The organism is Mesorhizobium sp. M1252, assembly GCF_040318265.1.
Taxonomy (GTDB): Bacteria; Pseudomonadota; Alphaproteobacteria; order Rhizobiales; family Rhizobiaceae; genus Mesorhizobium.
On sequence record NZ_JAMYLX010000009.1, the window covers coordinates 1 to 26,774 of the forward strand.

Annotated in this window: 27 protein-coding genes, 2 tRNA genes and 3 pseudogenes; 13 read left to right on the forward strand and 19 right to left on the reverse strand. The window is 60.7% G+C overall.

The annotated features are described in order from the left end of the window. Positions 1-472: 472 nt before the first annotated feature. From NKH22_RS18650 to NKH22_RS18660, 3 genes and pseudogenes are all read right to left on the reverse strand, one after another. The gene (locus NKH22_RS18650) at positions 473-1,270 is read right to left on the reverse strand and encodes an alpha/beta fold hydrolase (RefSeq protein ID WP_156936044.1); all 798 of its coding nucleotides are present in this window, start codon (positions 1,268-1,270) and stop codon (positions 473-475) included. 143 nt (positions 1,271-1,413) lie between these two features. Next, positions 1,414-1,587: pseudogene (locus tag NKH22_RS18655) on the reverse strand (IS110 family transposase); the annotation flags it as partial. A gap of 262 nt (positions 1,588-1,849) precedes the next feature. After that, positions 1,850-2,095 (reverse strand): hypothetical protein, encoded by a 246-nt coding sequence (locus tag NKH22_RS18660; RefSeq protein WP_023804518.1) that lies wholly within the window; start codon positions 2,093-2,095, stop codon positions 1,850-1,852. A gap of 679 nt (positions 2,096-2,774) precedes the next feature. On the opposite strand from NKH22_RS18660, the gene NKH22_RS18670 reads away from it, so the two are divergent. Beyond that, complete coding sequence (locus NKH22_RS18670) at positions 2,775-3,287, forward strand: helix-turn-helix domain-containing protein (protein WP_081740608.1); 513 nt, start codon at positions 2,775-2,777, stop codon at positions 3,285-3,287. 14 nt (positions 3,288-3,301) lie between these two features. Here the strand turns inward: NKH22_RS18670 and NKH22_RS18675 are convergent, their stop codons facing one another. The 4 genes from NKH22_RS18675 to NKH22_RS18690 all read right to left on the reverse strand — a co-directional run bounded on the left by NKH22_RS18675 (position 3,302) and on the right by NKH22_RS18690 (position 6,949). Further along, positions 3,302-4,555, reverse strand: a complete 1,254-nt coding sequence (locus NKH22_RS18675; RefSeq protein ID WP_352910467.1) for a CapA family protein — start codon at positions 4,553-4,555, stop codon at positions 3,302-3,304. Positions 4,556-4,628: 73 nt separating this feature from the next. Beyond that, a complete protein-coding gene (locus tag NKH22_RS18680) occupies positions 4,629-5,477 on the reverse strand; it encodes a transporter substrate-binding domain-containing protein (RefSeq protein WP_023690243.1) in 849 nt (282 codons plus the stop codon). Between the two features lie 50 nt (positions 5,478-5,527). Then, on the reverse strand, positions 5,528-6,277 hold the full coding sequence (locus tag NKH22_RS18685; RefSeq protein WP_352910470.1) for an ABC transporter permease: 750 nt from the start codon (positions 6,275-6,277) through the stop codon (positions 5,528-5,530). A 12-nt stretch (positions 6,278-6,289) separates the two neighbouring features. Then, positions 6,290-6,949, reverse strand: a complete 660-nt coding sequence (locus NKH22_RS18690) for an ABC transporter permease (protein ID WP_023683618.1) — start codon at positions 6,947-6,949, stop codon at positions 6,290-6,292. Between the two features lie 269 nt (positions 6,950-7,218). On the opposite strand from NKH22_RS18690, the gene NKH22_RS18695 reads away from it, so the two are divergent. The 6 genes from NKH22_RS18695 (at position 7,219) to NKH22_RS18720 (ending at position 11,839) form a co-directional block, all read left to right on the forward strand. Further along, the gene (locus tag NKH22_RS18695) at positions 7,219-8,157 is read left to right on the forward strand and encodes a LysR family transcriptional regulator (protein ID WP_023690241.1); all 939 of its coding nucleotides are present in this window, start codon (positions 7,219-7,221) and stop codon (positions 8,155-8,157) included. Between the two features lie 973 nt (positions 8,158-9,130). Then, positions 9,131-9,391: a metal-sensing transcriptional repressor gene (locus tag NKH22_RS18700; protein ID WP_023684828.1), complete on the forward strand. Its 261-nt coding sequence runs from the start codon at positions 9,131-9,133 to the stop codon at positions 9,389-9,391. Continuing rightward, positions 9,388-10,419 carry a cation diffusion facilitator family transporter gene (locus NKH22_RS18705; protein ID WP_023694080.1) on the forward strand — a complete coding sequence of 344 codons (1,032 nt, stop codon included), beginning with the start codon at positions 9,388-9,390 and terminating at the stop codon, positions 10,417-10,419. Before NKH22_RS18700 ends, NKH22_RS18705 begins: the two co-directional genes overlap by 4 nt. A 39-nt stretch (positions 10,420-10,458) precedes the next feature. Next, positions 10,459-11,172: a HoxN/HupN/NixA family nickel/cobalt transporter gene (locus tag NKH22_RS18710; RefSeq protein WP_023690239.1), complete on the forward strand. Its 714-nt coding sequence runs from the start codon at positions 10,459-10,461 to the stop codon at positions 11,170-11,172. A 134-nt stretch (positions 11,173-11,306) separates the two neighbouring features. Continuing rightward, positions 11,307-11,495 carry a hypothetical protein gene (locus tag NKH22_RS18715; RefSeq protein WP_023699951.1) on the forward strand — a complete coding sequence of 63 codons (189 nt, stop codon included), beginning with the start codon at positions 11,307-11,309 and terminating at the stop codon, positions 11,493-11,495. 98 nt (positions 11,496-11,593) lie between these two features. After that, positions 11,594-11,839, forward strand: a complete 246-nt coding sequence (locus NKH22_RS18720) for a hypothetical protein (RefSeq protein ID WP_023723634.1) — start codon at positions 11,594-11,596, stop codon at positions 11,837-11,839. A gap of 1,018 nt (positions 11,840-12,857) precedes the next feature. On the opposite strand, the gene NKH22_RS18725 is transcribed toward NKH22_RS18720, so the two are convergent. The 5 genes and pseudogenes from NKH22_RS18725 to NKH22_RS18745 form a co-directional block, all read right to left on the reverse strand. Beyond that, positions 12,858-13,151, reverse strand: coding sequence for a helix-turn-helix domain-containing protein (locus NKH22_RS18725; RefSeq protein WP_081731668.1), 294 nt, complete (start codon positions 13,149-13,151; stop codon positions 12,858-12,860). A 323-nt stretch (positions 13,152-13,474) separates the two neighbouring features. Continuing rightward, positions 13,475-13,774: a DUF1236 domain-containing protein gene (locus NKH22_RS18730; protein WP_023669226.1), complete on the reverse strand. Its 300-nt coding sequence runs from the start codon at positions 13,772-13,774 to the stop codon at positions 13,475-13,477. A 382-nt stretch (positions 13,775-14,156) separates the two neighbouring features. Then, the gene (locus tag NKH22_RS18735) at positions 14,157-14,423 is read right to left on the reverse strand and encodes a hypothetical protein (RefSeq protein ID WP_352910473.1); all 267 of its coding nucleotides are present in this window, start codon (positions 14,421-14,423) and stop codon (positions 14,157-14,159) included. Between the two features lie 651 nt (positions 14,424-15,074). After that, entirely contained in the window at positions 15,075-15,200 is a 126-nt protein-coding gene (locus NKH22_RS18740; protein WP_023690236.1) for a hypothetical protein, read from the reverse strand. A 341-nt stretch (positions 15,201-15,541) separates the two neighbouring features. Beyond that, positions 15,542-15,739, reverse strand: a pseudogene (locus tag NKH22_RS18745) (DoxX family protein); the annotation flags it as partial. Positions 15,740-16,347: 608 nt separating this feature from the next. Here NKH22_RS18745 and NKH22_RS18750 point away from each other — a divergent pair. The 3 genes and pseudogenes from NKH22_RS18750 to NKH22_RS18760 all read left to right on the forward strand — a co-directional run. Then, a pseudogene (locus tag NKH22_RS18750) lies at positions 16,348-16,560 on the forward strand (nucleotidyl cyclase domain-containing protein); the annotation flags it as partial. A 261-nt stretch (positions 16,561-16,821) separates the two neighbouring features. Continuing rightward, positions 16,822-17,112, forward strand: coding sequence for a hypothetical protein (locus NKH22_RS18755; RefSeq protein WP_023690232.1), 291 nt, complete (start codon positions 16,822-16,824; stop codon positions 17,110-17,112). Further along, the gene (locus NKH22_RS18760) at positions 17,105-18,292 is read left to right on the forward strand and encodes a site-specific integrase (protein ID WP_050588517.1); all 1,188 of its coding nucleotides are present in this window, start codon (positions 17,105-17,107) and stop codon (positions 18,290-18,292) included. Before NKH22_RS18755 ends, NKH22_RS18760 begins: the two co-directional genes overlap by 8 nt. Positions 18,293-18,337: 45 nt before the next feature. Here the strand turns inward: NKH22_RS18760 and NKH22_RS18765 are convergent. Then, positions 18,338-18,414: transfer RNA gene (locus tag NKH22_RS18765), tRNA-Asp, on the reverse strand. Positions 18,415-18,632: 218 nt separating this feature from the next. On the opposite strand from NKH22_RS18765, the gene NKH22_RS18770 reads away from it, so the two are divergent. Beyond that, positions 18,633-18,708: transfer RNA gene (locus tag NKH22_RS18770), tRNA-Val, on the forward strand. 59 nt (positions 18,709-18,767) lie between these two features. Here the strand turns inward: NKH22_RS18770 and NKH22_RS18775 are convergent. After that, the gene (locus NKH22_RS18775; protein WP_245260656.1) at positions 18,768-19,349 is read right to left on the reverse strand and encodes a hypothetical protein; all 582 of its coding nucleotides are present in this window, start codon (positions 19,347-19,349) and stop codon (positions 18,768-18,770) included. 57 nt (positions 19,350-19,406) lie between these two features. Between NKH22_RS18775 and NKH22_RS18780 the strand changes: the two genes are divergently transcribed. Continuing rightward, the gene (locus NKH22_RS18780) at positions 19,407-20,228 is read left to right on the forward strand and encodes a M15 family metallopeptidase (RefSeq protein WP_155921664.1); all 822 of its coding nucleotides are present in this window, start codon (positions 19,407-19,409) and stop codon (positions 20,226-20,228) included. Here the strand turns inward: NKH22_RS18780 and NKH22_RS18785 are convergent, their stop codons facing one another. From NKH22_RS18785 to NKH22_RS18805, 5 genes are all read right to left on the reverse strand, one after another. Next, complete coding sequence (locus NKH22_RS18785; RefSeq protein WP_023731526.1) at positions 20,229-20,999, reverse strand: SDR family oxidoreductase; 771 nt, start codon at positions 20,997-20,999, stop codon at positions 20,229-20,231. It lies immediately after the preceding gene. 13 nt (positions 21,000-21,012) lie between these two features. Next, positions 21,013-22,008, reverse strand: coding sequence for an ABC transporter permease (locus tag NKH22_RS18790; protein WP_023711512.1), 996 nt, complete (start codon positions 22,006-22,008; stop codon positions 21,013-21,015). A 160-nt stretch (positions 22,009-22,168) separates the two neighbouring features. Continuing rightward, the gene (locus tag NKH22_RS18795) at positions 22,169-23,209 is read right to left on the reverse strand and encodes a sugar ABC transporter substrate-binding protein (protein ID WP_023694097.1); all 1,041 of its coding nucleotides are present in this window, start codon (positions 23,207-23,209) and stop codon (positions 22,169-22,171) included. A gap of 40 nt (positions 23,210-23,249) precedes the next feature. Continuing rightward, complete coding sequence (locus NKH22_RS18800; RefSeq protein ID WP_023694098.1) at positions 23,250-24,014, reverse strand: ATP-binding cassette domain-containing protein; 765 nt, start codon at positions 24,012-24,014, stop codon at positions 23,250-23,252. After that, positions 24,011-25,177 carry an ROK family transcriptional regulator gene (locus tag NKH22_RS18805; RefSeq protein ID WP_352910478.1) on the reverse strand — a complete coding sequence of 389 codons (1,167 nt, stop codon included), beginning with the start codon at positions 25,175-25,177 and terminating at the stop codon, positions 24,011-24,013. The genes NKH22_RS18800 and NKH22_RS18805 overlap by 4 nt, the downstream gene beginning before the upstream one ends. 212 nt (positions 25,178-25,389) lie before the next feature. Between NKH22_RS18805 and NKH22_RS18810 the strand changes: the two genes are divergently transcribed. After that, a complete protein-coding gene (locus tag NKH22_RS18810) occupies positions 25,390-26,571 on the forward strand; it encodes a M24 family metallopeptidase (RefSeq protein ID WP_352910481.1) in 1,182 nt (393 codons plus the stop codon). Positions 26,572-26,774 lie beyond the last annotated feature (203 nt).

Here is a 26,774-nt window from a genome sequence, read left to right on the forward strand (position 1 = left end):
GTCTTGGTCATGGTGGCGTTCCTTCCAGGGAATCGGTGACGTTGAACATCACCAGCCTGCCATGACCGCCCTCTCTCAGCGAATTTGCAGAACTCTCAGCACACTACCGAGTCTTGTCCGGGTTCATGACGAATGCCTCGCACATTTCAGTTGCGGGCGATCGGCGCTTCGGCGCGCCGGTCACCAGCTATTGCACCAGGTATCGGTCATACTTTTGGATTGGTTCGACGCCTGATTGCGAAACGCAATGTGCGGGTGTCGGCGCTGGAGCCGGGCCACACCCCGCGCGCAGATGTCTGGCCTTTAGAATTCGGTTTCGCGACGTGACGTCAGCGCAGCGGGTGTCGAGGCGCCCGCTGCGCTTTCAGTTCTGCAATGCCAGGTCGCGCTATGATCGCGACGATCTGCCTGACGCCTCGGCAGGTTCCTGTTGGCCGGGAGGAAGCGCCCTACCTGCCCCCGCTGCCAGATGTCATTTGGCGGCTTCGACCGCTTCCAGAATGACCGCGGCTACTTCTTTTGGGTGCGACAGCATCGGGACATGGCTGGACGCAATGGTTTTGACATGGGCGTTCATGGTCTTCGCGCTGTCTGCAAGCAGCTTGGGATCGATCATCTGGTCATTCTTGGTGACCACTGCCCAGCTCGGTTTCGACTTCCAAGCCGCCGTCGTCACCTTCTCGTCGAAGTTCCCACCGCGCACTGGGCCTTGTGTGACCGCGATCAGATTGGACTCCGCCTTCGGAACATCCGGAGCGAAGTATTTGGCGATATCGTCGTGCGACAGCGTCAGAAAGCCCCCGGCATCAACCTGCGGGTGCGCCAATCCGGGCGGGGTCGGGTAATTTTTGTTGAGATCGGACGTCGACTGCCCATCGCCAGGAGAGAAAGCGGCGACATAGACCAACGCCTTGACGTGGTCGTCATTGCCGGCCTGGGTAATAACGGTCCCTGCCCAGGAATGGCCGACCAGAATGACAGGGCCTTTTTGCTGCGCGATGGCGCGCTGCGTGGCGGCCACGTCGTCGGCAAGCGAGGTCAGCGGATTTTGAACCGCGACAACGTTCAGGCCCTTTGCCTGAAGCAGTGGAATGACTTTGTCCCAAGACGAGCCGTCGGCGAATGCGCCATGGACAAGAACGACTGTTGTCGGGGCAGTCTGCGCCAGCCCCGGTGTCGAACCGCCGGCGGCAGCCAGGAGCGTGGCTGCTGCAAACATCCCGATGCCTGCTCGCCGAATGCCAAGCTTTGAGATGGCAATCCTTATCATGACCTCTCTCCTTTTCATTTGCTTATGATGCCCAGACAGATGCCCGTTCAAAGAACGAAGTGCCATTGCACGTTGGTATAGCCTATACTTTTGGATTGGGCCTGACAGGCGCGCCTTGGACGAGCCAATGAGGATTGCCCCATCAGCGGCCCCGTCTCGAACACGATCCGCCGGGCATACGGTGCGCGCTTGCGGATCACCGCCGCGAGCAGTTGCGGGTCGGACGCGCACTTGCCCCGCCAAATCCTCTTGCCGCCCTGCCGGATCGATATTGCCGTCTCTTTCATGGATACGTCGAGACCGATATACTGTTCCATGGCTGTCCTCCGTTCGATGCCTGGGCCCGGTGTCGATCGTGAGCCCGTTCTTCATCCTATCGGGGGACAGCCAGCCGGCTAGAGGTTCGAACATCGCCGCCACATCGAAGGTGGCCACCGCTCCCGCGATTACGTCATGTTCGTTCTCCGGCCCCTTTTCAGTCGTTCAATGTCACCTGTGCGGATGGCCGCACCTAGTGCAAAAAGCAAGCGGACGTCGGCGATGAGATTTAGACGATCGCTCGAAGCTGCGCCTTGTTCGCTATTGCCGTTTCGCCAAGCGCACGCCAGCGCCACCGCCGTTTTCCGAAATGAACTCGATGCCCGCCCTTTCCAGGGCACCACGGATCGCATTCCGATTTGCTATTGTGATTGGAGGGACGCCATCCGCAGCTTCTGCGCGCCTAACTGTGGCTACTCCCACGCTCGCCGCATCGGCCAAATCTTCGGCACTCCAACGTATTAATCCTCGCGCTCCTCTGATCTGGGCGCCCATAATTTCTTTCATATCATCTAATTTCAAGTTGATCACTTATGGCTCATGTGATATGAAATCGCTCACATAGTTTTTCTGCTTCCAAAGTTTCATAGGAGCAGGGGCTCACATTTGGACTCGGCTGAGGGACGTGCGTCGGGGGGGCATCCCAGCCTGACCACAACCAAGCTTCAGGAAACTCGGATCATGGCTGATTCCGACAATATCACGACTTTGCCTCTCGTCACCCGCCGGGGGGTAGTTGTGGCGGTTGCAGCTACGAGACCTGTCCTTCCGCCAACGGGACATTCAAACCTGAGGATCTAAGAGCCGAACACCTTCACCCTTTTGACCAGCGGACAAGAATTCGACACCTGCTTTTATCAGAGCCGCCTCAATGGCCTGCAAAGTGCTGATCCGGGAATCTACCGTGCCGTTTTCCAACCGGACCAACGCATTCAAAGACACAATTGACTTGGTCGGCAAGCTCCTGCTGCGACCAACCAAGCAAAGCCCGTGCGGCTCGAATCTGTCGTGGACTGACCATAAGTCCACAATCGGCAGGCAGATTTTCTTTGCCACCAATAGGGTAATTTTGAACCCTATAAGGTATTTTTAGTGGCGATTCGACCTGCAGATCACATCGGTGCGAAGAGCCCGGCGCGTAGCGACAGACTCTCTGTTCGGCTGACTAGTGGAGGATCGAAAGGCCTTGTTGAAACAGCAACGCTCCGTCCTCCTTCGGACGGGGCCGAAGCCAAATATCGACAGAGACCCTCATCTCGCCGATCAGCATGTCGGCAGGCAGATTGCGACCGTTCGCGTCCAGTCTGACGTATCGCAAGCCCAGCTTGCCCGATCGATAGGCATCAGCTTCCAGCAGCTCCAGAAATATGAGAACGCGCGGAATCGCGTGAGCGCTTCGATGCTCTACGAGATCGCCAGCTCGCTCGGCGTTCCTGTCAGCCGCTTCTTCGAAGGCCTGCCGGGAAACGATGAGACCCGCGTCGAGGCGCGGCCCCTCCCGGTCGATGAGCGCCTGGATTTCATTGCCAGCGCGGAGGGCCGGCGCCTGATCGAGGGGCTTGTCAAACTTCCGCCGCGTGTGCGCGGTCGCGTCTCGTCCCTAATCACAGCGTTAGGAGAAGAACTGGCCGTGATGGACACAAAGGCGGATAGCGAGACAGCCGGCGAATCCGCGCCGGCTGAATTAAAGACGCCCTGAGGGCAGGCGGCTTGTCAGCCGAATTTTCGTGCAGCGGGCACGGCGATGCGGCCGCAAGCCGAGGACACTTCGATTTCGACCCCGAACGCCCGCGAGCGGGTCGCGAATCCCTCGAGGACCTCTCTCGCCGCGCTTCCCGTCACGGCGACGGGCACCAGTCTGCCTGTTGCCGATCCGAGAGACTGAGGGTCCGAACCGATCGCGACGGGCAAGAGATCTATGCCTGCGAGGTTTCCGCCCGCATCATAGCGGCACGCGGCGACGATGCTTTGCCAGACTTCCGGTGGGTTCCATTCGGTTTCGTCGGGGTGGACGTGGAATAGGAAGTTTCCGAGGCCGTAAAAGATCGGGGAGCCATTGTAGATTTCCACGGCCTGCAGCACCGGAGCGCCGTGGCTGACGAGCAGGTTCGCGCCGGCGTCGATGCACATCCGCGCAAAGGTCTGCACCCAGCGGGGCACGTCCTGCCAACCTGGTTCCCAATGATGGTGGTGCAGATAGGCAATGACGAAATAGCCTTGTGCCGCCGCGTGCCGGATGGCGGACAAATGGACACTCGCGCTCCACTGATCGACTTCGATCAGCCGGCCGAAATCGGCGGCTTGCGTGAACACGGTGCCGTAGAAATTGATCTCCTTGCCGGCCGCCACCTCCATCGGGTCCTCCGGTTGCGCATAGTTGGCCAATTCAAACGGGGAGCTTTGCAAATGAGCGCCCAGCCTTGCCAGTCGCCGGAAATGTCCGTCAGGCACCCCTATCTTGCGAACGGTGTTCAGGCGATTGACGCCGGGCCGAGCCGGCCGGAAGGCCGTTCGGTCTTCGGCATACATGCTGGTCGGGCCGGGGCCTGCATCCATCGCAAGAAGCGCGACCTCGCGCGCGCCCAGCCGGCGGCGACCCGGTTTCCTGGCGTCAGTCTCGTCGGCTCCGATGCCGGCATGCAGGAAACCGCGTGCTTCCACTTCCTCCAGGGTCGAGAGGATACCGCCGGCGCCGAGATCGAAGGCGTGGTTGTTTGCCAGAGCAAGCGCGTTGAAACCGATGGCCTGCAATGCGTCGAGCACTTCAGCCCTGGAATATCCGAAGTATTTGCCCTTGGTCGGCCACCCGCCGTGCTTGCCCAGGATCGTCGACTCGAAGTTGGTAAAGACGACGTCGCCTTGGCGCAGGAAATCCGTAACCGCGATGAAGCGTTCGTCTTTGAGGTCACGGATGTCGTGCTTGATCAGGGATTGGCCGGTAACGACCGCGCAGAACTGGTCTTTCATGGAGCTCGCCTTGAAGGAGGGGAGGGCGCTGGCGTTCCGGCCGGCACCTCGTCAATGTCGAAGTCGGTTGCCTCTATTGCGAGATGGCTGGCGAGATATCGCTTTTGAACCATTTCAGGCTCAGCGCCTTGATCGTTCCATCCTTCGTGGCCGCGTCGATGGCGGCGTTGAACTTGGCGAGCAACTCCGTATCGTCCTTGCGCAAGCCGGCGCCGACGCCCGGCCCCCAGAGCCCGCCATTAAGTTCAGGGCCGAAAAACACCACATCCGAACCGGAAGGCGTCTCCAGAAAATCGCGCCAGGTGAAATAGTCGGCGAGGCCGCCGTCGATGCGACCCGCGGCAAGATCGAGCTTCATGTTGTCCTGGCTGTCATAACTTCGAATGGTCACGACATCGCCCAGCATTTCCTTCACGACTGCTTCCGAATTCGACGAGCGCAGGGCCCCGATCGCCCTGCCGGCGAGTGTCGATCTGAGGCGTTCGATGGTCGCCTTTTCCTTGTCGCCGATGGTCGAAAGGTTGACCTTTTCCTTGGTGTCGCCGGCGACGAGACCCAGGTCCTTGCGCACCACGAACTGGTTGAAGCCGGTGGCGTAGGGGATCGAGAACGCGATCGACTGCTTGCGTTTTTCCGTGATCGCCATGCCAGACATGATCACGTCGAACTTGCCGACAAGCAGTGCCGGGATGATCCCGTCCCAATCCTGCGGGACAAAGGTACATTTGATCTCGATGCGACGACACAGCTCCTGTCCAACATCGATATCGTAACCGTAAAGTTGACCGTTCGCGTCGGTGCCGTCCCAGGGCGGCGAGGCGCCTTCAGCGGCAATCGATATGACGCGCTCGCTTTGCGCGCTCGCCGGGACTGCCGACATCAGGGATACGATAGAAACAGCAATAGCCAGGGGTATGCGCATGATGCACCTCTTCGTTGGTTGGATGGAAAGGGGAGCCCAGAACCTGGGCGTCAGGGCAGGGGCGTCGTGATCTCTGGGTCAGGTAGGGCGGGGCGCAATCGCGCCTTTCGTCGGCGAACCGGATGGCCGTCGGTCGACAGCCATCGCTCCAGCAACTGGATCGCTTTCACCGCGATCGAGGTGAGCGATAGGTAGATCGCTCCGGCGACGATGAAGATTTCGTACGGCGCGAACGTGGTCGACACCATCTGTCTCGCCATGCCGGTGATCTCAAGCAGCGTCACGGTGCTCGCGAGCGACGAGCCCTTGATCATCCCGACGATCTCGTTGCCGTAGGCCGGGAGCGATATCCTGAAAGCGATCGGGAAGGTGACCAGGCGAGCGATCTGGAAGCGTTTCAAGCCGAGAGAAGTGGCCGCCTCGGTGACACCCTTAGGCACGGACTGGAGACCACGGCACAGGATCTCGGTGGTGTGTGCCGCGCTGTTCAGCGAAAATGTCAGAAGGGCACACCAGAAGGGGTCGCGCAGGATCACCCAGAAGATGCTTGTTCGCACCGCCTCGATCTGAGCGAGGCCGTAGTAGAGCAGAAAGAGCTGAACCAGCATCGGCGTTCCGCGGATCACATAGGTGTATGCGAGCACCGCGAGCGAGAAGCCGGGACGTCCGAACGCGCGGATGAAGGCCAGCGGCACGGAAAGAAGAAATCCGGCCGTCAGCGACAAGACCGTCAGGGTCAAAGTGAGACCAACGCCCGAAGGCAAGACAACCACTGCGTCAAATATCAAGCCGAGGTTCATGGGCCTTCCCTCCTACCGGCCGAGAGCCGGATAGCGCCGCTCAGTCAGCCGGATCGACAGCAACGTGACGGTGGTCAGCGAGAGATAGAGAGCGGAGGCCGCAAGGTAGAAAGTCAATGGTGCGCGCAAGGATCCGGCCCCCACATACGCAACGCGCATGATGTCGGTCAGGCCGACGATCGAGACCAGTGCGGTATCCTTGAAGAGCGAAATCCAGAGATTGCCATAGGCAGGCAGCGCCAGCCGCAGCATCTGCGGACCGATGACGAACATCCAGCGCTGCCAGGCGTTCAGCCCAAGCGACTTTGCCGCTTCGGTTTGGCCCGCTGGCACTGCCGCAATCGCGCCGCGAAACACTTCGGTCGCATAACCGCTGAAAATGACCGAGAGCGCGATAACCCCTGCGGTGAATGCGTTCACCTCGACATACCGGCCGGCGATCTTGCTGGCGAGCGTGGTTCCGCCGAAGTAGATGAGCAGGATAACGAGAAGTTCTGGTACACCACGGACGACTGTGGTGTAGGCGGCCACGACCGCGTTGAGGCGCGGCTTTGCCGTGCCCTTCGAAATCGCCAAAAACAGCCCGAATGCCGTACCCAGGCAGCCGCTGACAAGAGCCAGGCTTATGGTCACGGTAAGTGCGACAACAAACTGAGTAGTAAAACCACCCATGGGGCGCTTTCCTCGGCTCGCAATTGCCGCAGGATACGCCGGTCTTTATTGCCGAGACCAAGCCATATAACCCAAGGTTGCGAGTTGTTATATTTCTAATGTGCAGTTAATTTGAGATACTGGCCAATTCTAACGCTTGAAATTACACACTCAATCTATAACTTTTATTATTTTATCTATAACGCGTCGTTATATACTGAGGCAGTTCGTTGCTCCCCAGGTTGGCGTTGTCTGCCGCCGGGTGGTTATCAGGGAAAGGCGCGCAGGGAATGGAGTTATTGCAGAGCGACCTCAAGCTCCGTCAGCTGAAGGTCTTCCGGGAAGTGTTGCGGGCCGGTTCGACTAGGCGGGCGGCGGTTGCGCTCGGGATAAGCCAGCCGGCCGTCAGTCAACATGTGAAGCAGCTTGAGACCACGCTCGGCATCACACTCTTCAAGAGATCAGCCAACCGCATCGTCCCCTTGCAGGAAGCCTGGGAACTCCTGCGAAACGTAGAACTGGCCCTGACGTCGCTGGATCGCCTGGACGCGTCGATCTTCGCTATGAAGAACGAGGAAAAGCAGCGGATTGCGATTGCCGCGCCCTCTGTTTTCGGTTTCGTGACCTTGCCCAAGGTCGTGGCGATTATCCGCTCACAGACCGCTTCGAATGTCCGGTCGATTTCTGGAAGCTACGAGCAGATCGGCGAACACATCCTGGCCGGCCGCGCCGATCTTGGAATTTCGAGACTGCCTCTGGATCCAGGCTTGTTTGAATGGGCGCCGCTTGGGTCGGCACGAAACGTATGCATTTTTCATCCCGACCACCGCTTTTCAAAACAGACCTGCATCGAGGCGCAAGACCTGGCAGGCGAAACGATCGTCGATATCGATCCCCAGTTTGCCGCCCACCAGATGAACTTCAATGCCTTGCGCTTCGCCGGCGTTGAGCCGGACATACTGGTGGAATTCGATTGCAACGGTCACGAAGCCGGATACGTTTCGGCTGGCCTGGGCATTTCGATCACAAACGAGATCATCGCACGTGAGTACGCGGCGTTTCAGTTGGGAGTAAGGCCAGTGGAACCGTCCGCGCTCTATCACTACGTGGCGATTTGGCAGAGGGGCAGGACCTTTTCCAACGCCTTGAATGTATCGCTCGAGGCGATAATCACAGCGTTTTCGAAGACGCCGACGAGAGAGCAACAGTTTCTCCAGACGTCGTCCTAGCCGGCCATGGTTTATTTCGGTTGGGACGTGCCGCATAAGGCCCAACCGGGAGGCTTTCTGCGAAGTGGCGCGAATGGCTAGCCTGAACGGCCAAACTGATAGCGAGCGCTCCGCGAACGGCTGGATCGACGGCCCCTATCCGGCGCAGATGGTGCCGTTGGCCGTTCCCGAAGCGGTGCAGGAATTGGTGGCTTCCAGTCTAGAAGTCCAGTCTCGCCCAATGGGCGGCCCTACGCCGCCTTAAGCGCAGGCAATTGCGGGATTACTCTCACCAGGCAGGGTGCTCGTCTGGACTGGCACTGGCAATCCGAAAAGCGGACAGACCTCCCAGAGCGCCGGCAGCTTGTTGCAGAGCTTGCGCGCTCCACGCCGTCCTTTCATGGCGCGGCGAAGTTTCTGTGTCGCGCTCGCTGGGCAACAACTCGCCGCTCCCTGGATCCTTGGGGAGCGACGAGCGCGGGTTGCTACCGAACCTTCCGCCGTCGTTGAACTATGCTGGATGAGTCCAGCTACTCCAGATCGATTGCCCGCCGGCTCATGCTGGCGGGCTTTTTGCGTCAGCCGGGAACATTCCCGCTCCAAGGCAGTTCGGTCACACCCGGCTCGTTCTTCAGCGGTCCGGCCGGTGACCAAGATGCGTCCCTCACTCGTCATGGTCGGCCCGCGCAGCCTCGGAAGCAGGCGCGGGCCATCCATCACAAAGCCCGCTGATCCGACCGACGGGCTTCTTCAGTTTCACCACGCAAAGAAAGGCCCGGTCGTGAACTGACCCCATAAAGTTGGACGGTTCATTGAGTTGGTAGGTTTAATGGCTGGTTCCTGTATTGCACAGGGGCCAGCCCTTTCAAGCCTAGATTCCAATTTCCGGAACCATTCAGCGCCATGGATACACGCTCTGCGGGGTGGCTGATCAAGAGCCGATCTGCGCTCACATCATACTTGACGCATCCTCCCCGGGGGGATACCGGTGGGCATGTCCGAAGGCATCCATAGTTCTCATCCGGCTATCGTGAAGCGCTTAAAGCGCGCACAGGGGCATCTTGCATCCGTGCTTGGCATGTTCGAGGCGCAGCGATCCTGCCTGGACCTGGCGCAGCAACTCCATGCAGTGGAGAGCGCCATCAGCAGCGCAAAGCGAGAACTGATCCACGATCATATCGAACATTGTCTGATCGACACGGAAGCGGGAGGCAACTCGCTGGCAGAGCTCAAGCAACTGGCGAAATACCTATGACCAGTATCGGCGCACGCGTCTTGGATTGGTTCGGCTTCGGGTCACATGATCATGACGCGCATGCTCATGACGATGGCTCGCACGGCCATACGCACGGGGTCATCGACGCAACGATTGCAACCACTGACCGCGGCATCTGGGCCATCAAATGGTCGTTCGTCATCTTGGCCATGACGGCGGCATTGCAGATGGCCGTGGTGTTGGTGTCACGCAGCGTGGCGCTGTTGGCCGATACGATCCACAACATAGGCGACGCCACAACCGCCATTCCGCTCTGGATCGCATTCATGCTGGCACGACGCAAGCCGTCACGGACCTTCAGCTACGGCCTTGGCAGGGTAGAGGATCTGGCCGGTATCATTATCGTGCTGATCATTCTGTTCAGCGCCATCGTCGCCGGGTACCAGGCTATCGAGCGCCTGGTCAGTCCGCAGGCAGTGACTCATCTCGGTTGGCTGACCGCGGCGGGCATTGTCGGCTTCCTCGGGAATGAGGCCGTCGCGGTGTTTCGCATCCGTATCGGCAGGGAAATCAACAGTGCGGCGCTCGTCGCCGACGGCTACCATGCCCGCACCGACGGGCTTACCAGCCTTGCAGTGGTCATCGGCGCCATGGGCGTCTGGCTCGGATTTCCACTGGCCGATCCGATCATCGGGCTTCTCATCACGGTCGCTATATTCGGTATCGTCTGGCAATCGGCGCGCTCAGTGCTCACCCGCATGCTCGACGGCGTCGAGCCGGGCGTGATGGCCGAAATTCAGCATGCCGCTGCGCATGTGCAGGGTGCTCGCGTTGTCGACGCCAAGGCCCGCTGGATTGGCCACAAGTTGCATGCCGACATCGCTATTGCAGCCGACGGAACCTTGCCTCTCTCAGAGGCAAACAAGATCACGGCGGCGCTGGAGAACGAACTGTTCGAACACATGCCGGCGCTCGCAGCTGCCAACATCCGGTTTTCGACCGACCAAGGTGAGCACGAGCATCCGCACTCTCATGATCAGGGCGAACATCACGGCCACCAGCACTGACAACTGCCGGAAACCACTCGCTTTTGCCGGTCTCGGCTGATGTTCCAGGCGCTTGTCGAATTTCAGCGCTCCATATACCTGGCGCTCGCAGATCAGATAAAGCTGCTGTCAGTTGGCGGTGATTGGCTTGCGTTCCTTGCCTTTCTGCCGATGGGCCTCCTGTTCGGTGCGGCACATGCTCTGACGCCCGGCCACAGTAAGGCTGTCTTGGCGACTTACCTTGCAGGTTCGGATGCGAAGGTTTCGCGCGGCCTCCTGGTGTCGATTACGCTGTCCTTCACTCACGTGGCGACAGCGGTGCTGATCGCCGTATTCTCCCTGCCGCTCGTCTCGATTGCATTGGGCAGCGTTGGACGCGCACCACTGCTTGAGGGTGTGAGTCGCGGTCTGCTCGGGCTGATCGGCGTCTGGATGCTTTGGCGTTCGGTGAGCCACGGCCACCATCACAAGCATGAGGGCGAGGCCGTTGGAGTCATGGCCGGTTTGATTCCGTGCCCGCTGACCCTTTTTGTCATGACCTTCGCGATTTCCAGAGGGGTGCCGGGAGCTGGAATTCTGTTCGCAATCACCATGATGGTGGGCGTGGCCCTAACGCTGTCCAGCGTGGCGGTACTGTCGATCTTGTTTCGGGAGCACCTGGTGCATTTTTTCGACAGCAGGCCACGGCTGTTCGATACCATATCGCGAGCAATCGAAGGCGCAGCGGGCCTTGCCCTCGCCAGCGTAGCGGTCTGGCAACTTACAGCCGGATAGAGCCACAGCTGTCCACAGACCCTCTCCTTTCTTAGGAAAAGGCGATGAGAAGCTGCGGCACGCAAGGCTGCTGGAATTCTGGGAGGATGATGGAAATGGCCGTGCCTAAGAAATAGCGCGCCACCTACGCCTGGATGTACGGCGCCCAAGCGCGCAAGGATGGCAAGGAGCGTGAGGCGCCAGCTTACTGGCAGGAACATGCCGATGCGTGGCTGCAGGGCTTTGACGGTGTGGCGATGGCTGGTTTTGGTAAGACCAAGACCGTCAAAGACGAGATGGAAGCCGAGGTCGACGAAGCCGCCGTCGAGCGGCCCGCCGAATAGCCATTTTGCCGTATGCTGTATGGTCGTTTTTAATTGGAGAAAGGGCTTCGTTGGGCCTATAGAGATTGCGTTTACCATTGCCTTTTTGGGAGGATGCGATGGTTGCAACGCCCATAGAAATCGCTCAAGCCGCTACTGCGACTACGGCCACCTTGCTGAAGTGGCAGAAATCCATGGAGGAACGCGCCACGTTTCGCCAGAACATGGATCAATCGCGCAGGGCGATACAAGCCTCACGCGATCTGCTGAAGCGCCTTCGCCAACGTCATCGCGACGACATGGCGGAAAGTTCGGAAAATGCCAACCCGTCTACTGCGCCGATATCGCAACGCGCCGGCAGCTAGCGGGAGGCGACCAGAGCCGATGTGATGGGTAAAGTTTCACTGGCCGTTCCTTGGGTGGGCAGGCAAGTTAAACTTTGTCAACGAGCGGCCTTTTTCGCGCTCGCGGAAGCGCCACGTGGCTTTCGACCAGGCGCACGTGCTCGGCGTCGACAGTCACCAATGGCCGGAGGCTGACGGTTACCTTGTCCCCGTCGATGCGTGTGACAGGGCCGATCAATTCCATATGCTGGCCAATTACAGCCTTCGAAGTCGAATCGACAACAGAATGCGGGAAGTCGTAGGAGGGGATCGTCACGCTTATGCGATCGGGCGTCACGCGGCCGCGCACAATCGCCGTGACTGCGACCTCGTCGCCAACTTTGATAGTTCCCCGAGCCATGCCCAAGACTTTGGAGCAGCCGGCGCCAGCGTCAAGATGAGGGGGAGCTAATAAAACCCCTCCGCGCCGCGATGCAACATCCAGCGCTAATGCGGATTCCACCTTGAAAGATCGATTCCCCAGGTCTTATAATCCGTAATTAGCCTGTTGGAGGTGGAGGGAACTGCGATGGGCGGCACAGTTCAGAACACAAACTCAGACAGTGTGGAGTGGCCGAAGCCTGCTGAGAACGGCTGGTCCGCGTTATAGAGAAGGGCAAGGAAGACAGCTGATCGAGCTCGAATCTTATGCCATGGCCTCTGCGGAAGGCCAACGGATCCGTCTAATCTCGAGAAGTTCGGTCGCGAGGCTTTGCCGGTCCTGTCCCATTCCACTGGATGAACTGCGCGACGTACCTTTAGAATTCCAATGCCCCTCCTGTTCACGCCGTATGGTGAGAAGGGGATCCTGGCTGAAAACGATTGCCGGTTTCAAATGCGATAGTTGCAGGTCCAGAGTGCGGATCGGCTACGAAGAGAAGCTGGCCATATTCGAGCGGCACCTTAGAAAGGTGAGCGCCAGCACAAAGTCAGTGAACAACCGCCCTTGTTAGCGGCCGCTTTAGAGATCGGGTGCAGTGGGTACACGGGCTTTTCCCCGCTATCCTTTTTTCTCCCGGCCCCGCCACCGTCTATTATCGGCGGCTAGGCCGCTATCACCTTCTGAGCGGGCTAGCGATGGAGTGCCTTGGACGGTGAAAACGATTCCGGCATCCTCAAACGCTTTGCGGATGGCGGCGATGTTGTGGGGACGCGGTTTCCTGTATCCGTTCTCAAAAGCGCTGATCACCATCTCGCTAAGATTGGCCTTGGCGGCAAGTCGCACACGCGGCCAGTTCAGTAGGGCTCGTGCTGCTCTGACTTGATCTGCTGAGAGTACGGTTCGGCTGTCCACAGCCAGTCGAACATTTAGTATCGCTAAACTGTTCCCCTTGACCTTCTGCGATTTCTAACGGTGTGAGGCCGGCCTGTCGCAAGCCGTCATCGATTGTGGCTGCAACCTTTCGGACGGTTGTTACCTCGGCACCAACAAGACGTGCTGCCTGCATTCTTGCTTGGAGATCAGCCAAGCGGGCAACCAGGGCTTGCGTCCTCTCGAGTTCAGGGTTCGTCATGTTCATTGTCCAGCTGAGTGGCAATTCGATTTGTCCGGCTGAGTATCGTTTGAATGCACACACTCGCCACCCAAGGGTGGCGAGCGTGGGTTCGTTCGAAATCTCAGTCGTAAACTTTCACGATCTTGCGGGTACCCGGATCGACCAGGACCGTGCGGTTGTCGACCACCACGTAACGGTATTTGACGTTCGGGACCTCGTGGATCTCCACAGTTTCCGGCAGAGCTGTCCCGACGTTCAATTCCACGCCGGGAAGGTTCACCGAAGCCAAGGGCTGCTTCTTAACATACTCACGGATGACCGTGTCCTGTTCCGGCTGGATGATAATGTCGTCAGCGGCGGCGGAGCCGATCCCCGCCAAGAGCAACATGGCTGCGGCGGTGTTCACAAAGTGCATCTTCATATCTTCTCTCCTGCAAGGACCGGCACACGACGACCATCGTCCCGCACTGCCCGGCAACCAACTTTGAACCGGGGTAAACGTTCCCGCCTACGCACCTTTGTCTAATCCGATTGGTCTAAAGTCCGACCGTACAACGCAATGGTCTTACCTTTGGACTAGGCGGAACGGATTGGGCTTCAGCTTGTTGTTTCTCCACAACGGGAGAGAACAAATGGATCAAAGTGTTGGCCAGGCGCGATGGTTGCTCGCACCGATTTTTGCAACAGCCGTTACCTTTCTGGTAATGGCGGTCGTCCTTAGCTGACATGTCTTGGATCGGCGCAGCCAGGTCCCTTCCTGCGCTGATAGGATTCGCGAGTTGCTTGAGCGGCTGGCAAATCCTCTATTTTACCGTGCGCTGGGCCTGCTCCTTCAGCAGGCGGGGCGCTTCGTTCAGCTCATGTAACTTGGGAGGTTTACTATGGATCGGCGATCCTTTTTGACAGCGATATTTGGGGTTGCAGGGGCAGCAGCCTTTGCAGGCGCGGTCCGGCCTATCAACGCATTGGCCGGTGTTCCAGCGGCAAAAAGCGGCATTCTCGAAGAACTCGACGCGCCAGACGCCTTCGACAACGAAGGTACTCACGCGGAAGTGGAGCCGGTCAACCATCGGCGCTACTACGACCAAGATTACGACCCAGACTACGACCCAGATTACTACTACCGGCGCCGCCGCCGCCGGCGCGGCTGGAGAAGAGTCTGCCGTAGTTACTGGCGACACGGGCGCCGTCGGGTCCGGTGCTATCGCCGACGTGGTCCTTCGGTCGTCTTGCGATTTTAGCTAGTCGGCTGCTTCTGCTCATGGCCCGTTCCGGCTGACGTGCTGAGAACGGGCCGGTGCTGCCTCACGGTGGCTGGCTTCAGTTTTTGTGTGGCACGATGTAGCGACTGCTCACCGCACCCGCCCCTGTGCCCCGCGTGACGACAATCGTGCTATACCCGGCTGGAAGGGAACCTGTAGCGGAGGGATCAATCGAACTGCATCGCCCCACGATCTCCCCGTTGGGAGCGCCCTCGAGCCTCACGGCTAACGCTAACTGGCATGTCTCAAGGGATCCGAACATGGACGGTGATGTATCGAGTGGCTTGCAGACTCCCTGGGCGGGACTGCAAGAAAGCAAAATCATCACAGCTGCAGTTGCCGGATCCATTCGTGAAGCTCCGTTGTTCGACGAGCCTCAACGCGGAATAGCGAGCTTTGTTTCGCAGGTGCTAAAATATGAGTTTTCTGGTCTGGCTCACGGTGGCGGACTTTTCATTGTCACAGCTTTCGCCTCTCAATTGTCGATCCCGAACGGTAAAACAGCCATCCGACGAGACACACCGAGAGGATTGCGATGGCCAGAAGGATGCCGCCGGCAATGTTCACCATCAACATGAAATCCATCGGACCTCTCCCTCTTATATGCCGACAGTCGGAAACTCGTGAAATCAACATGGGTGAACAGGTTGCGAACATGCTGCTACGGTTTTTGCAGAGCCACGGGATGAGACGAGACGGACCAGCACGACAGGGACTAGCTCTCGTCGCAACAAATTGACACACAAGGACTCGACGGAGTCGAACGGCAAGGGCAGGGACGCCATCAAGCGAATTTCAAAACCGGTGCCTTGGCCGACGGGTAATCGCTGATAACATCAAGGTATGCCCTGAGGTGAGGTCACAAGGCAGTGTGCTGGGTGCCGATTGGGCGGGCGGGTTGTATGATGCCCGGCGTATTGGCCGGTTTAGAATGGAAGCTTGATTTCGCCGACCGAGAGAGGCCTACCGGCCGCTATGAGCGCCGCAACCGTCTCTCTGTCCTGTTGCCGGCGCTTCACGAGGCCGTTCAGCACCCTGTCGAGAGATATCGCGCCGGCGCCGGCTAGGGCCAGGACGAACATGTCGCCCGCTTTGGCGAGATCCTTTTCGAAATGCAGCAATTTCACGACCATATCGCATCCGCAGCGCATGAGTTCGATCCCGACCGCGGCAGCACCTTGCGGTAGACAGGTGAGTCAGCCGGCCGCAGGCGGCCGACCGCTCGCCTTCCAGAGGTCCTGGAATGCGCCGACCGACCCCGTCGTGCTCGTCAATGTGTAGGTTTGCAGTGTGGTGTTCCTTCAAGGTCAATCAGCAGCTTATGCATGGAGGACCACGGCAAGCGGCGTTTTATTCCCGGACAGCGCAATTTCTGTCTCGGCAATGTGATTGGTCCGGGCGCCTCGTTTTTTTAACGCTCTTTGGCCCGCAACATCGGCCGTCCAGTTCGGGAATATCGGGGCCTTTCAAGAGGATATTATGAGAGCAGCGACGCGTCGGGCGACGAAGGGGGAAACAACTTCGCAGTCTCGTGCGACAGCGGCAAAGCTGCCTTCCTCAGCAGCGTCGAGTAAGTGGCGGAGCAGGCTTGTGTCCTGTCACTGTAGCCAATTTCCACCCGAGCCGAGAGGAGGCGCCTGGCTCAGCGTCTGCTTGCCGGCATCCTGTGTGGGGCGGGAGCGCGGGGGGCAGTCCAGGCGACCGGCAGGCAACACTCGCGTCTGTCTATCGCGGCGATGGGAGCCTCGTCGAGTTCAGCAGCGTTGTGGAAGCAGTCCGCTGCGCGCGTCAAAACGCTATTGCTAAGCACAATGCCGGGGTGCCCGATGATCGTCGCATTGAGTTCCGGATTGGCATTCACCTGGGTGACGTCGTGCAGGAGCACGATGGCGACCTGATAGGTAGTGGCGTCAACATCGCCGAGGGTATCCGGGTTGCCCGGGCGTAGCGGCTTTGAAGCCGCCGATTATAAGTATTCTCGCCCTGTGGCCGCCGATTCTGCGAATTAAGGATTGGACGAATAGGCATGGGGGAAAAAGGCCGTTATTCTAAGCCTCATTCACCCTCGATGCAGGAATAACGAGATCACGGAGTAGGAAAATCGCATGCTGTGCGGCGGAGGTGCTGACACGGGCGAAATTCACACCCGCTCAACGACAAGCGCCCATCCGCTGTCCCGATGGACGGTGGATAGAGTTTTGGTGCCATGAGCCAAACCCACACATTACAACCGTCATCTATCCGCTTCCCGGTACAGCCGCGGCTCGTGCCGGCGGTCAAGGCGGCGCGTTATCTCCACCTGACGCTGCGGGAATTCATGGAATTGCTGCCCGCGTTGCAGGATCAAGGCTTTCCCAAGGCCTGCCCAATCACCGGCAACTACGACATGGTTGCGATCGACTCCTGGCTCGATCGACGCTCGGGTCTTGCAGGATCGGGATCCGGCGGGCAGTCTAGCATTGACATTGCAAGAGCGAGGCTGGCGACCCTTGGGTAAGATCAAGTTGAAGCACTACGTCATCCGTAAGGGCAGGTACGGCTACTGGCTGCCGACGCCGAAGATGGTCGAAGCTGGCTTCAGATGCATTTCCTGTGGAATCGACGGGCCTGAGGCTTGGACGATAGCCAGGGAGTGGGAAGACCGCTGGCAGGAACTCCGCAAGGGCAGGGAGCCGTCGCGCCTGCATGTATGGCCAAAGGATTCCATCGGAGACGCCTTTGCACGCTATCGCCGCATGGATGCATGGAAGCGCAAGCCACCGCGCACCCGCGAGGATTGGGAACGCGGCTGGACCTTCATCGAGCCGTACTTCGCCGACCTGCCGCCAGCCGACATCACCCTCGAGCTGCTCGACGACTGGTATGGCCGTCTGCTCCGGGTCAAAGGTGTCGACATCGCCTACCGTGCCGTAAAGACGTGGCGTTCGCTCTATAATGTCATGGCCGGCATGAAGCTATGCCCGCCCGGCTCCGACCCATCGCAGGCGATCCGCCGCCAGACGCCACCACCGCGCCACCAGACCTGGACGGCAGGCGAGGCGGTGCGCATGGTCAAGGGCGCCTGGCGCGCCGGCTACCGCGGACTGGCCTGCGTCATCGCCGTTGCGTGGGACACGAGCTTCTCACCCGTCGACGTGCGCACGCTCACACCGGCGCAGGCAATGCAGACAGCACAGGAATGGGGTTTTCTGATTGCACGCAGCAAGAGTGGCGAGGCGGCTTTCGGCACGCTGTCGTCACGCACGCAGCGCCTGGTGCTGGCCTATGTCGAATCACTAGGCGTCACCCTGCTTGACGATGCGCCGATCTTTCGCTCGCGCGGTTTCGCGCCGGGCCCGAAGGGCGGCCGGCCGCGCGCGGGCGTGCCTTACACCAAGGATTCTCTGGTCGACGACTTTGCCGATCTGCGCACGCTGGTGTTCGGGACATCGGAGAAGCGGCGGCTGATGGACATGCGGCGTTCCGGCGCGGTCGAGGCAAATGCCGGAGGCGCGTCGGTCGAGGCAATCTCGGCCAAGATGGGCAATTCGATCGACGGGAACAAGGCGCTGCAGAAGACCTATATGCCGGTCAATCTGGCCGCCGTCCGCTCAGCTGACGCCAGCCGCCGCAAGGGCAGAAAGCTGCTTGGCCTGGAACGGAACGAATACAGAAAGTTGAAACTCTCCGCAGAATGAGAGTTGAAACTTTTCAAGGGGCGGTAGCTAACCCCTTGAAATTAATGGCGCGAGTGACGGGGCTCGAACCCGCGACCTCCGGCGTGACAGGCCGGCACTCTAACCAACTGAGCTACACCCGCGCATTGGACGAGCACGTGTCAGCCGTGTTCGTCGTTGGGGCGGTGGATAAGGGGTTCGCCACCGGGTGTCAAGCGCAGCTGGACAGCATAAACGCAAACAGGAGAAGGTTTTTTGATGGGCGGCACTTTGCCCGCGAAAACCACTGTGCGGCTAAGCTCGCAGCTGTTCATTTGGCCTTGCGAAGCCGGTTGCGACCGCTTAAAGGTCCGGCCGGAGCGGGCGATTAGCTCAGTTGGTAGAGCGCTTCGTTTACACCGAAGATGTCGGCGGTTCGAGCCCGTCATCGCCCACCAAGATCCCGGATTCCGGGCGCGGCCTCAAAGAGCCGCACCCCTTTCATGCCGGCACCAGTCTACTTCCTGATGTAGCAGGTCTTCTTCGCACGGGGAGCGGGATCCTCGTCAAAGGCATCGTTGCCGCAGCGCACGCCGTTCCTGAAAACGCCTTGCGTGAACCGACCGCGCGCTCCGTATCTGACCACTTGGCGGCCACGGAAATCACAGAACTGATTCTCTCGGGCGCAGGCCACCCATCTGCCGCGGCCCTGGCCGTAATCATCATCGCCGTAATTGTCGCCGTCGTCGTCATTGTCGCCATAGTCGTTACCGCCCCCGCGCTTCACGATATAGCAAGCCTTGTCGCGGCCGGGCGCCGGGTCGCCAAAGACTCGATTCGTACACGGCACGGCACGACGATCGATGAAGCGCGAAGTGGTCTGCCCGCGCGCGCCGTAGACCACTTCCGAGGGGTAGGGCAGGCGGCAGATTTCGCCTTCGTCGGCGCATCGCTGCATCCGCTGGGCGGATGCGGTGGCTGGAAAAAGAATAGACACGGACGAGGCCAGGCCGACCAGGCAGATGAATGTAAACGTCATCCGGATCAAAGCATTGAAGGTTTTTGACACAATTTGTCTCCCGTTCGATTCGACCAGCATGGTACAGCAGCCTTGTTAAATGCACGATGAACGAAAGCCCTCCGGGACGGCAGCACAATGATGGATCATCCAGGGCGCCTGATGCTGCGGTTGCTGTTCGCATTGGCAATCGTCGGCACTGGACGCTCCTCCTATGCAGGGAATGCCGGCGACGGCGTCGACCAGCCGGCCGCCAAGGCCGCCTTGCTCAAGGCCTATCCCGGACTTTTCGCCATTAAGGGCAATGTGCTGACCTGGACCGACGGCACCACGATGGTGTGGGACGACGGCAAGGCGCGCGACGCCGAGGCGCTGCTGGAGAGCCCCGACATCGAAGACATGTTTCGCTACGTCTATCCCAGAGCAGCCGAGGGCGCGCTGGTCCCGGCGGAGGATTTCGATCCCGGCCGTATCCGCAATGAACCTTTCTTCGAGAAGCTCTACGGGGCAAGTGCCGCCGAGGTGGGCAAGCACATCGCCAACGTCAAATGGTTGCCGAAGCTCGGCAAGAAGACCGTGCAGGTCACCAGGATTTTCGGCATCAACGACCGGCTGGGCAAGGTCTCCGCTGCGCTTGAGGCGATGCCCGCGGAGCTGAGCCGTTACGGGCTCAAGCCCGGCGGCGGCTTTGTCTGGCGGCCGATCGCCGGCACCGACCGGTTGAGCGTTCACTCGTTCGGAGCGGCCTTCGATATCAATGTCGGCTTCTCCGACTATTGGTACAACAACAGGAACAAAACCAACCCGAAGGCCCACATTCCCTTCAAGAACCGGATTCCGCTGGAAATCGTGGAATTGTTCGAGAAAAACGGCTTCATCTGGGGCGGGCGCTGGTATCACTACGACACCATGCACTTCGAGTACCGGCCTGAGTTGCTGCTGTACAAGAAATCCGGCTGATCACGGCGGCAGCAGCCGGAAATCCTTGCCTTCGGGCAGCAACTGGCCGCCGTCGACGACGATGGTCGTGCCGGTGATGTAGCTGGCATCGTCCGAGGCGAGGAACAGGAAGGCGTTGGCGACGTCGCGCGGGCTGCCGAGGCGTCCGAGCGGGATCGAATCCTCCATGTTCTTGATGTAGGCGGCGCCGCGATGCAGCTCGATCGCTTCGGTCAGGATGTTGCCGGGCTCGACGCCGTTGACGGTGATGCCGTAGCCCGAAAATTCCAGCGCCGCCGAGCGGATGAAGCCGTTGATGCCGGCCTTGCTGGCGGCATAGTGGCCGTGGCCGGGGCTGGTGACGTGCGGACCGGTGATCGACGAGGTGTAGAGCATGCGCCCGTAACCTTGCACCTTCATCGGCGCCAGCGCCGCCAGCGTGGCGTTGAACGTGCCGCGCAGATTGACCGCCATCACCCGGTCCCAGTCGTCCGGGCTGGTGTTTTCGATCAGCTGCCAGGGATAGATGCCGGCATTCTGCACGACGATGTCGAGGCGGCCATGGCGGCTCAGCGCCAGCGCCACCGCAGCTTCTGCATCGGCCATTTGCGAGATGTCGGTGCGAATGAAATCCGCGCCGAGCTCGTCCGCGGTCGCCTGGCCGGCTTCGGCCTCGCTGTCGGCCAGGACCAGCCTTGCGCCTTCCTCGGCAAAGCGCAGCGCAATGCCCTTGCCGATGCCGCGTGCGCTGCCGACGATAAGCGCGACCTTGTTCTCAAGCCGTCCGGTCATGCGAGCCGTCCTCTCATGCCAGTCTTTGGCGAATGGTTTGCTTGAAGGCGTCGAGCAGCACGGCGGCGAGCACCAAAAGGCCGTGGATCACCTGGGTGAAATTGGCCGGCAGGCCCATCAGGTTGATCGCCGTGTTGATGGAGGAGAGCAAAAGCACGCCGGCATAGACGCCGGGCAAGGTGCCGACACCGCCTTTCAGGCTGACGCCGCCGATGACGACGGCGGCAAAGGCGTTGAACAACAGCCCGGTCCCGAGATTGGCGGTGGCGCCCGAGGTGCGGATGGCGAGCAGCCAGCCGGCGAGGCCGGCAATGGCGCCGGCCAGCACGAAGGCGATGATCAGGTTGCGGTTGACGCGGATGCCGGCGCGGAAGGTCGCTGTCTCATTGCCGCCGATCATTACGAGGTGGCGGCCGAACGGCGTCTTGGCCATGATCAGCGAGAACAGGACGAAACAGGCGACGGCGATCCAGGCGGTCAGCGGTAGGCCGGCCAGCCGCTGGATGCCGAACCAGCGGATGGCCGGCGCCAGATCCTGTGCCGAGCGGCCGCCGGAAATCACCAGAACCAGGCCGCGCACCCAGATGTAGGACGCCAGCGTGATGATGAAGGCGCTCATCTTCACCTTGACCACGAGATAGCCGTTGAAGGCGCCGATGAGGCCGCCGAAGGCGAGCGCAACGAGCAGCGAAACCGGAACCATCAGCCACTGCGGATTGAGCTGTATGCCCATGCCGATACCCGACGAGCAGAACAGGATGCCGACCGTCATGGCGCTGAGTGCGGCCACCGATTCCACCGACAGGTCCATATGGCCGGCAATGATGACCAGCGACAGGCCGATCGACATCACGCCGAGAACGCTCGAGGCTTCGATGATGTTGGCAAAGATGCCGAGCTGGAAGTAGTTGGGGACGAAGACGGAAAAGACAACCAGCACAAAGATCAGCATGAACCAGACGAGGTTGTCGAGGACGAACTCCAGGGCTTTGCGGCTGCGCGGGTTCATGGGCTGATCCGGTTGGCGCCCCCGAGAAAATCAGGCCGAGAAATCAACTCGATTTCGTCGTGTTCAGGCGCGGGTTTAGGTTCGCCACGGTGTCCTGGGACGCGGCGTCGTGAATGGGCAGGCTCCGGGCCGCAATGGCCCGGAGCGCTTCGCTAGGCGACTATTCGACAGACTTGATCGTGTCCGTCGGCGGCTTCTGGTTGCCCCAGAAGGCCGGATTGTCGACGTTTTCCTTGGTGATGGCGGCGCCCGGGATCTTGATGTTGGGGCCCCAGCTCTCCTTGGTCACGGTCGACTTCAAGCCGAGCACGTCATACTCGCCAGGCTTGATTTCCTGCTTGCCGGCGATCTTGTCCATGAACATCGCCACGGCCGCGGCCTGCGCGTAGAGCGGCTGCTCGACTTCGACATTGAGCCAGCCCTTGCGGATCAGGTCGAGACCGACCGGAGCGCCGTTCGAGCTCATCAGCATGACGTCGCCCGGCTTCTTGCCGGCGGCCTCGAGCGAGGCGACGGCTGCGACCGACAGGTGCGCGGCATGGCTGAAGATCAGGTCGATGTCGGGGTTGGCGAGCATCTGGTCGGCAACGATCGTGCCGGCGTTGCTGGCTTCCCATTGCATGGCCGGCAGCGAGATGATCTTGACGTCAGGAAACGCCTTCAACTTCTCCTCGAAACCCTTCTGGATGTCGAGCGTGTAGGGATCGCCGGGATCGCCGAGCACCTGCAGGATCTTGCCCTTCACAGAACCGTTCTTGGCGGTCAGAAGCTTTTCCGCCTGCTCGGCGGCGACGTAGCCGATCTCGACCGTGCCCGCCACCGAGGTGAAATCGGACGGGGTCGAGGTGATCTGGCGGTCGAACTCGACCACCGGGATGCCGGCCGCACGCGCCGCTTCGATGGACGGCTTCAGCGCGTTGAAATCGACGGCGGCCAGGATGATCGCCGCCGGCTTCAGCGCAATGACGTCGTTCATCTGCGATTGCTGCGCGTCGGTCTTGTTGTCGGCGTTGAGTGTTTTCACCTCATAGCCGACCTGCTTGAGGAACAGCTCCAGCGCGCTCACCGAGCCGGTCTGGAATTCATCGAGCAGGGTCGGGACCATATAATAGACGGTGCCCTTGGTCTGGGACATTGCCGGCGTGAGCGAGGCAAGAGCCAGTGCCAGGATACCGAAGACAAGAACCAGTATTCGCTTCATGTCGTTCGCTCCTCTTTTATACCGGACCCCTCTTTGTCCCTCAACCTGCCGGTCCGGCACCGGCAAGCGTCTCACCGGTGATCATGTTGATCACCGCATCGGGACTTGTTTTGTTGCGCGCGACATCGCCGGCCACGACGCCTTGCCGGATCACCACGATCCGGTCGGCGACCTGGAAAGCCTGTTGCATGATGTGGGTGATGATGACGACGCCGATGCCCTGGTTGGCCACCTGGCGGATCATCTCGAGACCGCGCCTGGTCTGCTCGACGCCGAGTGCCGCGAACGGCTCGTCAAGCAGCACCAGCTTGCCGCCCCAGTGCACGAACCGGTTGAGCTCGATGGCCTGGCGTTGGCCGCCCGAGAGATGCTCGACATTGGTGCGCAGCGACGGGATGCGGGTGCCGGCACTTGCCAGCGCCTTGCCGACCACGGCCTCCATGGCGCGCTCGTCGAGGATGGGGACACCGAGAACGTTGCGGGTGATTTCGCGGCCCATGAAGAAATTGGCGACGACGTCGACATTGGTGCAGAGCGACAGGTCCTGGTAGACGGTCTCGATGCCGGCAGCCTTGGCCTCGGCCGGCGTTTTCGCCAGGAATTCCTTGCCCTCGAACAGCATGCGGCCGGAGCTCGGCTCGAGGCCGCCGGCGATGATCTTGACCAGTGTCGACTTGCCGGCGCCGTTGTCGCCGAGCAGCGCCACGACTTCGCCCTTGCCGATCGAGAAGCTGATGCCCCTCAGCGCATGAATGGCGCCGTAATTCTTGGTGACGTTTTCGAGTACCAGCAGCGGTTCGGTCATGCCGCCACTCCCTTGCTGTGCATGAGGTCGGACCGGCGCTCGCGCTCGGCAATGAACATCTGGCCGAAGCGCGGCGACAGCACGCCCGAAACGGCTAATGCGGCAGCGCCGCGCAGCACCGAATGCTTGCCGCCGGTCGCCACCGTCACGCGCGGTGTCTTGCGGTCGCGCCGCGCCGAGACCGAATTGGGAAGCTGTCCCGCCGCGCCGACCAGCTTTTCGAGCAGGTCGGTGGGCGCAAGCCCGCCGAGGATGACGGTTTCCGGGTCGAACACATTCTCGATGGTGACGATGGCGTTGCGGAAGATCGGCGCGATCTCGGCCACCCAGGCGGCGTCGCTGATGTTGCGGCGGCGACGTGCTTCGAGCGAGAGATACCGTTCGAGGCAGCCGCTGTTACCGCATGGGCAAGGCTCGCCACCGGGAACGGCAGGGATGTGTCCGATTTCGCCGGCATTGCCCCAGGCGCCGCGCATCACCGCGCCGTCATGCACGATGACGCCGCCGAGGCCGACGCCGAAATAGAGGTAGTAGTATTCGGAATAACCGGAGCCGAGACCATAAAGCCGTTCGCCCATGGCCGCCGCCGCCATGTCGGTTTCGAAGAAGGCCGGCAGCCCGGTCGACGCCGCCAGCCGTTCCGGCAGCGCGACATCCTTCCAGCCGGCCATGGTCGTCGGGCCGACGAAGCTCATCGACTCCACGCCGAACGGTCCAGGCAGCGCCATGCCGATGCCGAGCACGCGTCCGCCGGGCCGCAGCGCGGTCAGCTCGGGCACCATCGCGCCGATCAGCTCGAAGGCATGGTCGGGCGTCGCATGCGGCGCCTCGCGATGCATGCTCTCGATGACATCGCCGCTGAGATTGATGAGCGCCGCGTCGATCCGCAGCGGGGTGAGGTGGACGCCGACGGCATAGCCGCCCTCGGGGTTGATCCTGAGCGTCGCCGGCGGCAACCCGCGTCCGCGCGGCTCTTCGCGCAGCGACAGCACATAGCCATGCTCTTCGAGTTCGCGAACGATGGTCGATACGGTCTGGACGGTGAGGCCAACGCGGCCGGCAATGTCGCCGCGAGCTATGGGACCGTGAAGGCGGATGGACTCCAGCACGATGCGCCGGTTGTAAGGCCGCCCGAACTCCTGATTGGTTCCCCGCAGTGCCATGTCCCGCGCCCTTTAGGAAGGCTAAGACTTGCACAGGCAATTTATTCAGTCAAATGGAATTCAAAAATAATTCGGAATGGTTCCCAGACGCGGTGCAGGACCTGTCCCATGCGCCGCGCTGGCCGATTGCAGCCGGGCTGAAACCACCGCAATGGTGAATGACGTCAGGCGGGCGCGGGGCTCGCCCGACCAGTGATCCAGCAGGAAAACCGATGATCGAATTGCCTTTTGCGCGCGATGAGTACCAGCGGCGGCTCAAGAAGATCCGCGCCGAGATGGCGGCGCGTGGGCTGGAACTGCTGGTCGTCAACGATGTCGCCAACCAGCATTACATCACCGGCTATGACGGCTGGTCGTTCTACACGCCGCAGGTCGTGCTTGTCCCGATCGAAAACGAGGCCGAGCCGGTCTGGATCGGCCGCGCCATGGATGCGGCAGGCGGCTTGCTGACGGCCTGGATGAAGCCGGAGAATGTGGTCGGCTTCCCCGAGGACCACGTGCAGCGCGCCGATCGCCATCCGATGGACTGGATAGCGGCCTGCATCGTCGCCGAGGGCTGGGGCGCGAGACATATCGGCATCGAGCTCGAAGCCTATTATTTCTCGCCGAAGGCGCATGCCCGGCTCGTCGCCGGCCTGCCCAATGCGAAATGGCACGACGCCGATCTGCTGGTGAACTGGATCCGCGCCGTCAAATCCGCGCCCGAAATTGCTTATCTGCGCAAGGCTTCGACACTTGCCGAATCGGCGGTTTCGCGGGCCTTCGAAGTCATCGCGCCAGGCGTGCGCGAATGCGATGCGATTGCCGCGATCCAGGCGGCGCAGATTGCCGGCAGTCCAGACTTCGCCGGCGACATCACGGCACTGCCGCCGACCATCCTCGGCGGCGAGAATGCATCGGCTCCGCACATCATGTGGAGCGATCGGCGCTTCGGCAAGGACGAAACGATTGCGCTCGAACTTGCCGGTGTCTGCCGCCGCTATGCCGCAGGCCTCGCCCGAACGATGCAGCTCGGCAAGACGCCGGCCCGTGTCGCCGACACCGCAAAGGCGGTGATCGAAGGCATGGATGCGGTGCTCGACGCGGTCAGGCCGGGGACCACAGCCGAAGCGGTCGAGGCCGCTTGGCGCAAGGTTATCCAACGCTACGGGCTGAAGAAGGGGTCGCGCATCGGCTATTCCATCGGCGTCGCCTATCCCCCGGATTGGGGCGAGCACACGATCAGCCTGCGGCCCGGCGACAAGACCGCGCTGCAACCCGGCAATGTCGTGCACTCCATTCTTGGCATGTGGATGGATGGCTGGGGCATCGAGATCAGCGAGACCATTCTGGTGACCGAGACCGGCCATGAGACGCTAACCAAATTCCCGCGAGACATCCATGTCAAATCCTGACCGGCCCGCAGCACCGGGCGGTGCCGCGACCCCGCCATCGATGCCGGAATTCTCGATCGGATGGTCGAGATCCGCCGTCATCTGACCGCCATCCCGAATTATCGAACCGCGAGATTGGCACGCGAGCTTATCTCAGGCCGATGCTGGCCGGGCAGGGGATATCAGATCCGCGACGTCGCCCGCTACGGCCTGGCCGTCGATAT